The sequence below is a fragment of the Streptomyces sp. NPDC000134 genome, assembly GCF_042899225.1.
Lineage (GTDB): Bacteria > Actinomycetota > Actinomycetes > Streptomycetales > Streptomycetaceae > Streptomyces.
In genome coordinates, this window is sequence record NZ_JBIAZN010000018.1 from 66817 (window position 1) to 81764 (window position 14948).

Here is a 14948-nt window from a genome sequence, read left to right on the forward strand (position 1 = left end):
CGGCGCGACCGGCCGCCGGCTAGGCGGGAACGGTGTCGAGAACGGCGTCGGCGAGCTGCTTGGCGGGGGCGTCGTACCGGGCGGACAGGGTACGGAAGAGGCGTTCCGCGCGGATGGCGGGCCAGTCGTCGGGGAGGTGCTGGGCCGGAAGCCGGGGGTCGGAGCGGACCAGTTGCAGCCAGTCGGTGTGCAGCAGCAGTTGCCGGGCGAGGTCGTCGGTCACGTCCGGGACGGGGCGCGGACGGTCCCAGCGGCCGAGGAAGGCGCGGTAGCGCGCGGCGATGCTCGCGATGTCGAAGGCCCGGTTCATCAACTGGGCGGCCTCCGTGGGCGGCGCCGCGTGGGCGTACATCACGTTGAGGTGGTCCGCGAGGTTGAGCCCGGCGACGACGGCGGGGACGTCGATACGGCCGGGCGCGATCCACAGCCCGTTCTGCAGGGAGCCGAAGCCGGCCCACACCAGGCGTGAGCGCAGGTCGTGCCGCTGGCTGTGCCACGCCTCCGGCATGGAGAAGGCGACCAGGGTCCACGTCCCGTCCCAGTCGCGGTTGACCGCTCCGGCGTCCCAGACCCGGTCGTGTCCGTCCCTGAGCACCTCGCTGGAGCGCGCGGTGAGCCCGAAGTACATCCTGCGGCCCCGCCGGTGACGGACCAGCAGATCGCGTTTGACCATCCGGGCCAGCGTGGAACGCACCGCCTCCTCGGAGACCCCCATCCGCGCGAACACGTCGATGACGCTGCCGGAGTACACCGCGCTGCCGCGGTCCAGGACGTAGAGGCCCAGGAAACTGAGCATCAGCGACTGCGGCCGGACGGGTGCCGCGGCGCCCTCCTCGTCCCCCGTCACCACGTCTTCGCTCGTGCTGGTCACCCGGCTCAGTCTAGATCCCGCCCGTGGCGGCCGGGCACCGCTCCCGCCGGGGCGGGCCTCGTCGTGCAGCTCGCGGCGACCGCGTCGGCGAAGCTGCGGGCGAGCGGGGAGAGCGCGTCCCAGCGGCGGACGGCCCAGCCGACCGGCAGCGGCGGCAGCGCCGGGACGGGAACGAGCCGCAGGGCGCTGCCGCCGGGGGCGGTCAGGCCCGGTACGGCGGGCACGACGGCGTGGCCCAGGCCGAGTTCGGCGAGGAGCAGGGCCGTGTCCCAGTCGGCGACGCTGGTGTCCGAGCCGGTGCGGACCCCCAGTTCGGCGAAGCCGGTGTCCAGTCGGGCGCCGGAGGTGGAGTTCGGCGGCAGCCGGACGAGGCGGATGCCCGTCAGGTCGGCGGCCTCGATGCGGGTCCGGGCCGCGAGCGGATCGTCGGACCGGGTGGCGAGCACCCAGGGCAGTTCGACGACGGGGCGCTGCTCGATGCCGCGCACCGGGCCGCCGACGGTGATCCACGCGAGGTCGAGGTTGCCGGCCAGGAGGGCGTCGAAGCAGCCGCGGCTGGAGGTCTCGGTCTGGAACTCCAGGCTCACCTTCGGGTAGCGCCGGCGGAAGGAGACGATCGCCTCGGCCATGAAGTGCCGGACGGTCGTGCCGCCGGTCGTGATCCGCACGGAGCCGCCTGCGCCGTTCACCAGGTCTCCCAGGCGGCGCAGCGCGAGGTCGAGCCCGGCGATCCCGTCGGCGGCGGCCTCGCACAGGATGCGGCCCGCCGCCGTGGGGACGACCCCGCGCGGCTGGCGTTCCAGCAGGCTCACGCCCGTCTCCCGCTCCAGGCGCTTGACGTGCTGGCTCACCGCGGACTGCGTACAGGACAGGTCACGAGCCACGGCGCTGAGGCTGCCCGCCCGGCACACGGCGACGAACACGCGCAGGTCGTCCAGGGTCATGGCGCCCAAGCTACACCTGGGGTCGGTGGAGTGAACCCCAGGATCGACTGGGGTGGTGGGGTGCCGGACGATCGTCGCAGGGCCCAAGCGGCAACCCGTCCGGCGCCTTCGTACGGCTCCGGACCGGCGAAGGCCCCCGGGCGGGTGCCGACCGGCTCGTCACCGGACACGGACAGCGTGCCCGCTCCTGGCCGCGGGGGGCCGGGTTCCGGTGCGCGCACCACCTCCGCTCCTCCGGAAGGTGCCGAGCCGGCCGTGACGGTCCGCCGCTACCGCGGGAGTTGTACGCGGTGCCGGACTACCGCCCCCGGCTGAGAGGAGGGTCAATCGGCCGGGGGACGACGCCGGGGCGGGGCCGCCGTTAGCGTCCGTTCGAGGCGGTGCGGTGGCCGTACGGACCGACGGCCGAACGCCGGCGCCGCGAAAGGGGGACCATGGACGGCACTTCGACGACGACCAGGGCCATCGCGCGGTACGGCCTGGAGGGTGTACCGGACGCCAGAACGTCCGTGCACCCCTTCACCACCGCTGACGGCCTCGGACTCCAGATGCTGCGCTTCCGCCGGGAGCCCGGCGGCGACGTGGTCCTGCTGGTGCACGGGCTGACCTCCTCCAGCGACATGTTCGTCATGCCCGAACACCGCAACCTGGTCGGTCACCTCCTGGACCACGGCTTCGGCGAGGTGTGGACGCTCGACTTCCGGATGAGCAGCCGCTTCCCCTACAACACGGAGCCCCACCGGTACACGCTCGACGACGTCGCCCTGTACGACCATCCGGCCGCGCTGGCCGAACTGCGCCGCCACGTCGGTGACCGGCGCGTGCACGTCATCGCGCACTGCCTGGGGGCCATGACGTTCGCGATGAGCCTGTTCGGCGGCGCGGTCACCGGCATCCACAGCATGACGGCGCTGAGCGTCGCCCTGGTGGCCCGGGTGCCGTCGTGGTCCCGGGTCAAGCTGGAGCTGGGGCCCGTCCTGGCCGGACGGCTCGGCGGGCTGCGCTGCCTCGACCCGCGCGGCGCCCATGACACTCCCCTCACACCGGGCTGGCTGCTGTCCCGCCTGGTGTCACTGGTGCACCAGGAGTGCGACAACCCCGCCTGCCACATGGCGAGTTTCATGTGGGGAAGCGGCTGGCCGGCCCTGTACCTGCACGGCAACCTCGCACCCGAGACCCACGAGCGCATCGCCGACCTGCTCGGGCCCACCGGGCTGTCCTACTACCGCCATCTGCGCAAGGTGGTCAGGGCCGGTCACGCCGTGAAGTACGCCCCGGCCGACCCCCGGCACCGGGCCCTCCCGGACGACTACCTCGCGCACGCGGCCCGCAACCGGACCCCCGTGCTGCTGCTGACGGGCGACCGCAACCACGTGTTCGGTGACTCCAACGTCGAGTGCCACCGGCGGCTGGCCGCCCACGGCGCGGACCGGTACGAACTCTGTGTCGTCCCCGGCTACGGGCACCAGGACCTGGTCATCGGCAAGGACGCGCACCGGGACGTCTTCCCGCACCTGCTCGACTTCCTGGTGCGCCGGGGGGAGGCGTCATGACCGCCGACGGCAGGACACCCGTCGGCGGCAGCGGCTCCGAGCACGTCGACACGCTGGTGATCGGCTCGGGCTTCGGCGGCGCCGTGAGCGCCTACCGGCTGGCCGCGGCCGGCCACTCCGTCGTACTGCTGGAGCGCGGGCGCGCCCACGCGCCCGGCCGGTTCCCGCGCACCCCGCAGGAGTTGGGCCGGGCGTTCTGGGCCCCGGCCGGCGGCCTGCACGGCCTGTTCGACGTGCGCAGCTTCCGCTCCTTCGACTCGGTGGTGGCCGCGGGGCTGGGCGGCGGGTCCCTGATCTACGCCAATGTGCTGCTGCGCAAGGACGAGCACTGGTTCGTCGACGCACAGCCCCTGCCCGGCGGCGGACACGAGTCCTGGCCGCTCGGCCGCGCGGACCTCGAACCCCACTACGACGCCGTGGAGAAGATGCTCGGCGCCACCCCCTACCCCCTGGACCGGCCGCCCTACGACGACACGCCCAAGGCGCACGCCCTGCGGGCCGCCGCGGACCGGCTGGGGCTGGACTTCCGGCTGCCTCCGCTGGCCGTCAGCTTCGCCCCGGGCCCGGCCGCCGATCCCGTACCGGGCCTGCCGGTCGACGAGCAGCCCTACGGCAATCTGCACGGCGTCGGCCGCCGGACCTGCCGCCTCACCGGCGCCTGCGACCTCGGCTGCAACGAGGGCGCGAAGAACACCCTCGACCACACCTACCTCTCCGCCGCCCGGCACCACGGGGCGGACCTGCGCACCGGCCACGAGGCACAGCGCGTCCGGCCGCGCCCCGGCGGCGGCTACCTGGTGGACTACGTACGCCGCGACACCACGGAGCGTCCGCACGGGCCGGCGGCCGGGCCGGTGCCCGCCACGATCGGCTGCGACCGGCTGATCCTGGCGGCCGGCACGTACGGCACCACGTATCTGCTGCTGCGCTCGCGCAAGCACCTGCCCGCCCTCGGGCCGGCCCTGGGCACCCGGTTCTCCACCAACGGCGACCTCCTGGGCTTCGCGGTCGGCGCCCGGGACGACGGCCGGCCCCGGCCGCTGCTGCCCAGCCGGGGCCCGGTGGTCACGGGCGCGCTGAGGCTGCCCGACGCGCTGGACGACGGCCCACGGGCCGCCGCGGCCGGGCTGTCCGAGCGCGGCGGATACATCGAGGACGGCGGCTACCCCGAGTTCGTGCAGTGGCTGGTGGAGAGCGCGCGGGCGCCCCAGGGGCTGTCGCGGGCCGCGCGGTTCGCGCTCGGCCGGGTCCGCGCACGGCTGACGCCGCACCCCGATCCGGCGCTGTCCAAGGGGCTGTCCGACCTGGTGGGCCGGGGCCTGCTCAGCAGCACCTCGCTGCCGCTGCTCGGCATGGGGCGCGACATACCGGACGGGGTGATGACGCTGCGCGACGGACGGCTCGACGTGGCGTGGACCATGGACGCCTCGGCCGCGTACTTCCGGCAACTGCGCGCCCGTATGCGGGACACGGCACGGGCCATGGGCGCCGCCTACGTCGACAATCCGCTGTGGTACGCCCGCAGGGTCGTCGCGGCCCATCCGGTGGGCGGCGCGCCCATGAGCGCTCACCCCGACACCGGTGTCTGCGATCCGTTCGGCGAAGTGCACGGCCACCCCGGCCTGTACATCGCGGACGGTTCGGCCCTGCCGGGTCCGGTGGGCACCAATCCGTCGCTCACCATCGCGGCGCTGGCCGACCGTATGAGCGAGCGCCTGCTGGAGACGCGGGCACCGGCCGGGGCGGCGCGCCGGCCGGGGCCCACGCGACCGGAAGAACCCGGCGCCCGCCCGCCGGCCGCCCCGCGCCGGTACACCCCGGCCACCTCCCTCGTGTTCACCGAGTCCATGACCGGCCGTTACACCTCCCCGGCCCAGCACCTCTGCGCCGTACGGGGCCCCGGGCACGCGGCGCCCCTGCGCTGCTCGGCGCGGCTGACGGTGACGGTCGACGACGTACCGGCGTTCCTGGCGGACCCGGATCACGAGGCACGGGTGGACGGCTGGCTCGACCTGCCGGCGCACGGCGGCCGGCGCCCCCTGCTCGACGGGCGCCTGGCCCTCTTCCCGGTGGACGACCCGGGCACCGGCACCGACCGCACCATGGAGTACCGGCTGGGCCTCACCGACGGCGCCGGGCGCGAGCTGGTCCTCCTGGGCCGCAAGCGGCTCACCGCGGGTGCCCCGTCCGGGCTGTGGCGTGAGACGACGACACTGCCCTTCCGGCTGAGCCCGCCCGACGACGCGCACGGCACCACCGCCACCGGCACCCTGCGGCTGCGTCCGCTGGACTTCGCCCGGCAGCTCGCGAGCTTCCGCGCGTCGGGGCCGGGCGGCCCCGCGGCCGTGGGACAGTTCGGCCGGTTCTTCCTGGGCCGACTGCGCCACATCTATCTCTGAGGGAGCCGGCATGACACCACGCCCCGACGACGGACCGACCTGCGACCCGACGCCCAGGACCATCGTCATCACCGGAGCCAGCGACGGCATCGGCGCCGAGGCCGCGCGCCAACTGCACCGGCTCGGTCACCGCGTCGTCGTGGTCGGCCGCAGTCCGCGCAAGACCGACGCCGTCGCCGACGAACTCGGCGCCGACCGGCACACCGCCGACTTCGCCCGCCTCGACGACGTCCGGCGGCTCGCCGGGGAGCTGCGCGAGGCACACCCCCGCATCGACGTGCTGGCGAACAACGCGGGCGGTGTCTTCGGCGGCCGCACCACGACCGCCGACGGATTCGACCTCACCTTCCAGGTCAACCACCTCGCGCCCTTCCTCCTCACCCACCTGCTCCTGGACACCCTCCTCACCAGCGGGGCCGCGGTGATCCAGACCTCCAGCGTCGCCGCACGCCTGTTCGGCAAGGTCGTCCCCGAGGACCTCGGACGCCCCACGCGCCTCACCCCGCAGCGCGCCTACGGCACCGCCAAACTGCAGAACATCCTGTTCACCCAGGAACTGCACCGCCGCTACCACGGCCGAGGACTCTCCGCCGCCGCCTTCCACCCCGGCCTCGTCGCCTCCCACTTCGCCTCGGAGCCGGGCACGCTCCTGCGGCACCTCTACGGCAACCGCGTCGCGCGCCGGCTGATGACGACGCCCCAGCAGGCCGCGCGCCGCCTCGTCCGGCTCGCCGGTACCCGGCCCGGCGTCGACTGGACCTCGGGCACCTACTACGAGGGGCGCGGGCCCGCCAGGCACCCTCACCCGCAGACCCGCGACCCGCGCGTCGCCCGCGACCTGTGGGACACGAGCGAGCGCCTCCTGTCGCTGGGCCCGGTCTGAGACGGCGAACCCGAGCCCGACCGCGCGGCCGGGGGGACCGACGGCGCGGAAGGAGTGCTTCCCGGCCGCGGAGTACGGGCGCGGCACCCGGCCCGGACGGCATCGGACGCCGTACGGGGCGAGGCCGCCCGGCCGGATCGTATACGCCACCTAGCGGACTTCGGGGCCCCACCCGCGTCGACCAGCGGCGCCGGATACCGGATGGGTCGGTGAGGTTTCCGGCGTGTCAGGTGTAGCAAAACCCCAAGAAAAATAAGTTCTAGTTACGACAAACTGGCCAAAAACAGATCCATATCGGCCGGGTGAAAGCGGGAGTCTGGCCTCCGTTCGTCGGCAGACGAGTGCACCGAGTGAAGGTTCGGGGCACTGTCCGCGAGGGGAGTCAGACGTGGGACGCGGCAAGGCAGAGGCCGAACGGATCGCAGCGGACGCGGCCGAACGGCTCTTCGCGGTGGGGCAGTCACTGCGGCGGGCCCCGGTGACGCCCGAGCGGCGGGCGGTGTTCGAGCTGGACCAGCGGGTCAACGACTCGCCGTACCGGGAGCGTTGGGCGCACGACAAAGTGGTGCGCTCCACCCACGGCGTGAACTGCACGGGCTCCTGTTCCTGGCAGGTGTACGTCAAGGACGGCCTGATCACGTGGGAGACGCAGGCGACCGACTACCCCTCGGCCGGCGCGGACCGGCCGGACTACGAGCCCCGGGGCTGCCCCCGGGGGGCGTCGTTCTCCTGGTACACCTACTCCCCCACGCGGGTGAAGTACCCCCACGCACGCGGGGTGCTGGTGCAGATGTTCCGGGACGCCAAGCGCCGCCACGACGGGGACCCGGTCGCCGCGTGGGCCGAGATCACGGGTGACCCGGAGCGGCGGCGCCGCTACCAGTCGGCACGCGGCAAGGGCGGGCTGGTGCGCATCGGCTGGGAGGAGGCGCTGGAGATCGCCGCCGCCGCGCATGTGCACACCCTGAAGGAGTACGGGCCCGACCGCATCGCCGGCTTCTCCCCGATCCCGGCGATGTCGATGGCCTCGCACGCGGTCGGCGCCCGCTTCCACGCGCTGATCGGCGCCCCGATGCTGTCGTTCTACGACTGGTACGCGGATCTGCCGATCGCCTCGCCCCAGGTCTTCGGGGACCAGACCGACGTGCCCGAGTCGGGTGACTGGTGGGACGCGGCGTACCTGATGCTGTGGGGCTCCAACGTGCCGGTGACCCGCACGCCGGACGCGCACTGGATGGCCGAGGCCCGCTACCGGGGCCAGAAGGTGGTGGTGGTCTCCCCGGACTACGCGGACGCCACGAAGTTCGCCGACGAGTGGCTGCATCCGCATCCGGGCACCGACGCCGCGCTCGCCATGGCCATGGGGCACGTGGTCCTCAAGGAGTGCTTCGTCGACCGGCAGGTGCCCTACTTCACCGACTACGTCAAGCGGTTCACCGACCTGCCGTTCCTCGTCGCCCTGGACGAGCGCGGCTCCGGCGCCCACGCGCCGGGGGCGTTCGTCACCGCCGAGGACCTCGGTGCGGCCCAGGAGGCGGCGGGTGAGGCCCGGCGCTGGATGCCGGTCCTGTTCGACGCGGTGACGGGCCGGCCGGCGGTGCCCAACGGCACGCTGGGGGACCGCTGGGCCAAGGCGAGCGAGGGCCGGTGGAACCTGTCGCTCGGTGACCTCGACCCCCTGCTGACCCTGTACGGCCGGCCCGGGGCCGCGACCGCGTCGGTGCTGCTGCCCCGCTTCGACGACACCGGCGGCACGCTGCGGCGCTCGGTGCCGGCGCTGCGCGTCGGCGGACGCCTGGTGACCACCGTCTTCGACCTGCTGCTCGCCCAGTACGGGGTGGGGCGCGAGGGCCTGGACGGGCAGTGGCCGGCCTCCTACGAGGACGCGGCGGTGCCGTGCACCCCGGCGTGGCAGGAGGAGATCACGTCGGTGTCCGCGTCGGCGGTGGTCCGTGCGGCGCGGGAGTTCGCGCACACCGCGGAGCGCACCCGGGGCCGCTGCATGATCGTGATGGGGGCGGGCACCAACCACTGGTTCCACTCCGACACGATCTACCGCTCGTTCCTGTCGCTGCTGCTGCTCACCGGCTGCCAGGGCGTCAACGGCGGCGGCTGGGCGCACTACGTGGGCCAGGAGAAGGTCCGTCCCTTCGCGGGCTGGCAGCAGATGGCGACCGCGTCGGACTGGGTACGGCCCTCCCGGCAGATGGCGGGGACGCCGTACTGGTATCTGCACACCGACCAGTGGCGCTACGAGCAGCACACCGCCGACGTGCTCACCTCGCCCACCGCGCCCGGCACCCTCGCCGGACTGCACACCGCCGACCTGATCGCGCAGGCCGTCCGCAAGGGCTGGATGCCCTCCGCCCCCACGTTCTCCGCCAACCCCCTGGAACTGGGGCGCCGCCTGCACGAGAGCGGTGCGGACCCCGCGGCCTGGCTGGCCGGCGAACGCGACGCCGGACGGCTCTCCTACGCCTGCGAGAACCCGGACGACCCGGCCAACTGGCCGCGGGTGCTCACCGTGTGGCGGGCCAACCTGATCGGCTCCTCGGCCAAAGGCAACGAGTTCTTCCTGCGGCACCTCCTGGGCGCCTCCGACAACGCCAGTGCCGAGGAGGCACCGCCCGGGGCCAGGCCCCGCGACGTGACCTGGCAGGACGAGGGGCCGCGCGGCAAGCTCGACCTGCTGCTCGCGCTGGACTTCCGCATGACCTCCACGACCCTCTTCGCCGACCTGGTCCTGCCGGCCGCGACCTGGTACGAGAAGCACGACCTGTCCAGCACGGACATGCACCCCTACGTCCACGCCTTCTCCCCCGCCATCGACCCGCCCTGGCAGGCCCGCACCGACTTCGAGATCTTCCACCAACTGGCCGCCGAGGTCGCCCGCCTCGCCGAGGGCCGCCTCGACGTGGCGCACGACCTGGTCGCCACGCCCCTGCAGCACGACACCCCCGGCGAGGCGCCGCCGGACGGCACCACCAGGCCGCAGTTCACCGTCGTGGAACGGGACTACACCGCCATCGGCGAGCAGATGGCGGCGCTGGGACCGCTGGTCGACGAGCTGGGCATCACGGTCAAGGGCGTGACGGTGCACCCCCGGCCGGAGGTCGCCCGCCTCGCCGCGCGCTGCGGGACGGCCACCCGCGAACCGGCGCGCGGGCGGCCCCGGCTGGACACGGACGTCAAGCTGTGCGAGGCGATCCTCGCCCTGTCGGGCACCACCAACGGCCGACTGGCGGCCGAGGGCTTCGAGCGGCTCGCCGAACGCTGCGGCACCGACAGCGGGTTCACCGAACTGGGCGCCTCGGTGGCCGAGCGGCGGGTGGAGTTCGCCGACACCCAGGTCCGGCCCGTCCAGGTCGGCGCGAGCTTCGAATGGTCGGGCAAGGAGGGCCCGGACCGCCGGTACGCGCCCTTCACCATCAACACCGAGCACCTCAAGCCCTGGCACACCCTCACCGGCCGCCAGCACTTCTACCTCGACCACCAGTGGATCGCCGAGTACGGGGAGCAACTGCCGGTCTACCGGCCCCCGCTGGGACTCGACGTCCTCGGTGGGACGGCACGGGACGAGGACGGCGGCCGGTCGGTGACGGTGCGCTACCTCACCCCGCACTCCAAGTGGTCGATCCACTCCGAGTACCAGGAGAACCTCGTCATGCAGACCCTGGCCCGGGGCGGCCCGGTGATCTGGCTGAGCGTGGCGGACGCCGAGTCGATCGGCGTCGCGGACAACGACTGGATCGAAGCGGTGAACGCCAACGGCGTGGTCGTCGCCCGCGCGGTCGTCTCGCACCGGATGCCTCCCGGCACGGTGTTCATGTACCACGTGCAGGAACGCCTGGTGAACGTCCCCAAGTCCGAGACGACCGGCCGGCGCGGCGGTGTCCACAACGCCCTCACCCGCCTGCTGATCAAACCGACGCATCTGATCGGCGGCCACGCCCAGCTCTCCTTCGCCCCCAACTACTACGGACCCACCGGCAACCAGCGTGACGCGGTCACCGTGATCCGGCGTCGCACCCAGAATGTGGAGTACTGACATGTCCCGTGGCGACGCGCCCCTCGGCCGGGTGATGGCCCAGGTCGCGATGGTGATGAACCTCGACAAGTGCATCGGCTGCCACACCTGCTCGGTCACCTGCAAGCAGACCTGGACCAACCGGCAGGGCACCGAGTACGTGTGGTTCAACAACGTCGAGACCCGCCCCGGCCAGGGCTACCCCCGCGGCTACCAGGACCAGGACAAGTGGAAGGGCGGCTGGCACCTCAAGCACGGCAGGCTGGTACCGCGGGCCGGCGGCCGGGCGCGCCGCCTGGCCCGGCTCTTCGCCAACCCCGAACTGCCGTCCCTGGACGACTACTACCAGCCGTGGACCTACGACTACGAGAACCTGATCTCGGCACCCCTGGGCGACGACGTGCCCACCGCCGCGCCCCGCTCCCTGATCGACGGCCGCCCCACCGAGGTCACCTGGGGCCCCAACTGGGACGACGACCTGGGCGGCGGCCCCGCGCACCTGGCGGGCGACCCCGTGCTCCAGCAGATGAACGAGCGGGTGCGCCTGGAGTACGAGCAGTCGTTCATGTTCTACCTGCCCAGGATCTGCGAGCACTGCCTCAACCCGTCCTGTGTGGCCGTGTGCCCCTCCGGCGCGCTGTACAAGCGGATCGAGGACGGCATCGTCCTGGTCGACCAGGACCGGTGCCGCGGCTGGCGCATGTGCGTGTCCGGCTGCCCGTACAAGAAGGTCTACTTCAACCACCAGTCGGGCAAGGCCGAGAAGTGCACCCTGTGCTACCCGCGCATCGAGGCGGGCCAGCCGACCGTCTGCTCCGAGACCTGCGTCGGCCGGCTGCGCTACCTCGGGGTGATCCTGTACGACGCCGACCGGGTCGGCGAGGCCGCCGCCACCGAGGACGAACAGGGCCTGTACCAGGCCCAACTGGACTGCTTCCTGGACCCCGAAGACCCCGCGGTGCAGCGTGCCGCCGAGGACGCCGGAATCCCGCACGACTGGATCACCGCCGCCCGCCGCTCCCCCGTGCACGCGCTGATCAGCACGTACAAGGTGGCGCTGCCGCTGCATCCGGAGTACCGCACCATGCCCATGGTCTGGTACATCCCGCCGCTGTCGCCGGTGGTGGAGTCCCTCACCGCCACCGGTCACGACGGCGAGGACCCCGCGAAGCTGTTCGCCGCGATCGACTCCCTGCGCATCCCGGTGGAGTACCTCGCCGGGCTGTTCACCGCGGGCGACCCCGCCCCCGTGGAGGCGGCGCTGTGCCGGCTGGCGGCGATGCGCGCCCACATGCGGCGCGTCAACCTCGGCGAGCGGCAGGACCCCGCCATCGCCCGCGCCGTCGGCCTGGACGCCCCGGGCATCGAGGCGATGTACCGGCTGCTGGCCCTGGCCAAGTACGACGAGCGCTACGTCATCCCCACCGGCTACGCGGCCCGCACCCCCGAGGACGACATCGCACAGGGGTGCAGTCTGGACGGACACGGCGGGGTGGGCATGCTGGACGCGGACGCCTTCCACGCCCCGCTCGCGGACCGCCCCGATCCGGAGCACGCGGGGACCTCGCTGCGCGGCCGGGTCAACCTGCTGAACTGGAACGGCCGCGGCCGGCCCGAGGGTCTCTTCCCCGGCGGGGAAGGCGGGTCGCGGTGAGCCGCCCGGTCGTCCATCAGGCCGCCGCCCTGCTGCTCGGCTATCCGGACGAGGACTGGCACGCCCGACTGCGCACCGTGCGCGCCGCGCTGGAGCCGGTGCCCGGCGCCGATGTCGGCCTGCTGCTGGGCTTCTGCGACCGGGCCGGGGGCCGGGCCCCGCTGGAGTGGGCGGCCCGGTACGTCGCCACGTTCGACCGCAGCCGGCGCCGCTGCCTGTACCTCACCTACTACACCGACGGCGACACCCGCCGCCGCGGCGCGGCCCTGGCCCGTGTGAAGGCCCTCTACCGCGAGCACGGCTGGCAGCCCCCGGCCGACGAACTGCCCGACTTCCTGCCCCTGATGCTGGAGTTCGCCGCCCGCGCCCCCGAGGCAGGCACCCGACTGCTGACCGAGTACCGGCCCGGCCTGGAACTGCTGCGCTTCGCCCTGGCCGCCCACCGCAGCCCCTACGCCGACGTCGTCGAAGCGGTCTGCCGCACCCTGCCCGGCCGCGGTCCGAGCAGCCGCAAGGAGGCCCTCGAACTCGCCCGGACCGGACCGCCCACCGAGTCCGTCGGCCTCCTGCCCTATCCGCAGAGCACCCCCGGCACCCCGCACAGGCAGGAGACGCCCCGGTGAACCACCTGCACACCGCCCTGTGGGGCGTACTTCCCTACCTCGTCACCACCGTCCTGGTCACCGGCAGCGCCTGGCGCTACCGCTACGACCGGTTCGGCTTCACCACCCGCTCCAGTCAACTGCACGAGAGCAGGCTGCTGGCCGTCGGCGGCCCGCTGTTCCACTTCGGGCTCCTGTTCGTGGTGGCCGGTCACGTCATCGGCCTGCTCGTCCCCGAGTCGCTCACCGAAGAGGTCCACGTCCACGAGTGGCTCTACCACGCCAACGCCCTGATCGTCGGCGGCACCGCGGGCCTCGCCACGCTCGCCGGCCTGGCGATCCTGCTCCACCGGCGTCTGCGGGTGCCCGCCGTCCGGGCCGCCACCAGCCGCAGCGACCGCGCCGTCTACCCCGTCCTGGCCTGCGTCCTCCTGGCCGGGCTCACCGCCACCGCCACCACCCTCCAGCCCGACCCGTACGACTACCGCCTGGGCGTCTCGGTGTGGTTCCGCTCCCTGTTCACCCTCGACCCCGACGTGTCCGCCATGGCCCATGCCCCCCTCGCCTACCAGGTGCACGCCCTGCTCGCCATGGCGCTGTTCGCGCTGTGGCCCTTCAGCCGTCTCGTGCACGCCTTCACCGCCCCCCTCGGCTACCTGACCCGTCCCTACGTCGTCTACCGCTCCCGTGGCAACCGGTCGCCGTCCTCCGCCCACCGGTCGCAGCCGGGACCGCAGGCGACCCGCTCGCGGTGAAACGGCCGGGACTGCGCGCCCGGTGCCGGGAGCTGCCCCCCGCGTGCTTCGCCCCCGTCATGGCCACCGGCATCGTCTCCAAGGCCCTGGCCCAGGTCGGCGTCCGCCCGGTGTCGCTGCTGCTGTACGGCATCGCCACCGCGCTGTACCTCGCGCTGCTCGCCGCCACGGGGCTCAAGGCCGCCTGCCACCCGGACGCCGTCCGCTGCGAACTCGGCACTCCCGCCCGCCTGTTCGGGCACTTCACCCTGGTCGCCGCCAGCGGTGTCCTCGCCAGTCGCCTCGACCACGGCCCCGCCCGGGTCGCCGCCTGCGCGCTGCTGGCCTTCGCGGGCGGCGTGTGGACGGCACTCGCCCGCGCCGCCGCCCGGCTGGTGCGCCCCGGCGCGGGCGGCGTGCTCCGGCAGGCGGACGGCACGTGGTTCCTGGCCACCGTCGGCCTGCAATCGCTCGTCATCACCGGCGCCACGCTGTACCCCGGCCGGGTCGCCCTCGCGGCCGCGCTCGCGCTGTGGGCCACCGGGGTCCTGCTGTACCTGGCCACGCTGACGGCGGTGATCCGGCGCCTGTGGCACGCGCCCCCGCCGCCCGCCGGTCTCGCGCCCAGCTACTGGATCACCATGGGTGCCGCCGCCATCAGCACCCTCGCCGGCGGCGTCCTCCTCGGTCACCTCGGGCTGCTGCCCCGCCCGGCGCGGACGCCGTTGACCGCCACGGTCGTCGCCCTGTGGTCCTGGGCCACCGTCCTGATCCCTTTCCTGCTGGCGGCGGGCGTCTGGCGCCACCGTCGGCACCGGGTCCCGCTCGGCTACGAACCCGCCCTGTGGAGCATCGTCTTCCCCGCGGGCATGTACGCCACCGCCACCGCCCGGCTCGTCGCGACGCACCACATCGGCACCGCGGCCGCCGCGCAGCACCCGCTGGCCTGGACCGCCCTGGCGGCCTGGCTCACCGTCACCGCGTGCCGCCTGCGCCGCCAGCTCCCGTCCCCGGCGTGCTGGACCTCGCGTTGCGGCCTCGGGGGCCGGCCGGAACTGTTGTGCCATGACGGTTGTGCCCGAGGACCAGCCCCCGGTGGGGGTGGAAGAGGAATACTTCCTGACCGCCGCCGAGAGCCGTGCCGTGGCCGACGGCGCCTCGGCCGTCCTCCCGGCCGCCGTGGCACTGCTGGGTGACCGCTTCTCCGGCGAGCTCATGGAGTGCCAGATCGAGGCGAAGACGCCGCCGTGTACCGGCCCCGGAACCCGACCTGCGCCCGGT

Annotated in this window: 10 protein-coding genes; 8 read left to right on the forward strand and 2 right to left on the reverse strand. The window is 73.7% G+C overall.

Going from position 1 to position 14948, the window contains the following annotated elements; genetic code table 11:
- Positions 1–19 precede the first annotated feature (19 nt).
- Positions 20–871: a PaaX family transcriptional regulator C-terminal domain-containing protein gene (locus ACFY32_RS25370; protein WP_359198065.1), complete on the reverse strand. Its 852-nt coding sequence runs from the start codon at positions 869–871 to the stop codon at positions 20–22.
- 5 nt (positions 872–876) lie between these two features.
- Entirely contained in the window at positions 877–1815 is a 939-nt protein-coding gene (locus ACFY32_RS25375) for a LysR family transcriptional regulator (RefSeq protein WP_359198063.1), read from the reverse strand.
- 434 nt (positions 1816–2249) lie between these two features.
- Between ACFY32_RS25375 and ACFY32_RS25380 the strand changes: the two genes are divergently transcribed.
- From ACFY32_RS25380 to ACFY32_RS25415, 8 genes are all read left to right on the forward strand, one after another.
- Complete coding sequence (locus ACFY32_RS25380) at positions 2250–3368, forward strand: alpha/beta fold hydrolase (protein ID WP_359198060.1); 1119 nt, start codon at positions 2250–2252, stop codon at positions 3366–3368.
- Positions 3365–5767, forward strand: coding sequence for a GMC family oxidoreductase (locus ACFY32_RS25385; RefSeq protein WP_359198057.1), 2403 nt, complete (start codon positions 3365–3367; stop codon positions 5765–5767). The genes ACFY32_RS25380 and ACFY32_RS25385 overlap by 4 nt, the downstream gene beginning before the upstream one ends.
- 10 nt (positions 5768–5777) lie before the next feature.
- The gene (locus ACFY32_RS25390) at positions 5778–6650 is read left to right on the forward strand and encodes an SDR family NAD(P)-dependent oxidoreductase (RefSeq protein ID WP_390675348.1); all 873 of its coding nucleotides are present in this window, start codon (positions 5778–5780) and stop codon (positions 6648–6650) included.
- A gap of 388 nt (positions 6651–7038) precedes the next feature.
- Entirely contained in the window at positions 7039–10698 is a 3660-nt protein-coding gene (locus ACFY32_RS25395) for a nitrate reductase subunit alpha (RefSeq protein ID WP_390675349.1), read from the forward strand.
- Between the two features lies 1 nt (position 10699).
- Positions 10700–12331 (forward strand): nitrate reductase subunit beta, encoded by a 1632-nt coding sequence (gene narH, locus ACFY32_RS25400; RefSeq protein ID WP_390675350.1) that lies wholly within the window; start codon positions 10700–10702, stop codon positions 12329–12331.
- Positions 12328–12954 carry a nitrate reductase molybdenum cofactor assembly chaperone gene (gene narJ / locus ACFY32_RS25405; protein WP_359198049.1) on the forward strand — a complete coding sequence of 209 codons (627 nt, stop codon included), beginning with the start codon at positions 12328–12330 and terminating at the stop codon, positions 12952–12954. Before narH ends, narJ begins: the two co-directional genes overlap by 4 nt.
- Positions 12951–13688, forward strand: a complete 738-nt coding sequence (gene narI / locus ACFY32_RS25410; protein WP_390675351.1) for a respiratory nitrate reductase subunit gamma — start codon at positions 12951–12953, stop codon at positions 13686–13688. The genes narJ and narI overlap by 4 nt, the downstream gene beginning before the upstream one ends.
- Positions 13685–14863 carry a tellurite resistance/C4-dicarboxylate transporter family protein gene (locus ACFY32_RS25415; protein ID WP_359198044.1) on the forward strand — a complete coding sequence of 393 codons (1179 nt, stop codon included), beginning with the start codon at positions 13685–13687 and terminating at the stop codon, positions 14861–14863. Before narI ends, ACFY32_RS25415 begins: the two co-directional genes overlap by 4 nt.
- Positions 14864–14948: the final 85 nt, after the last annotated feature.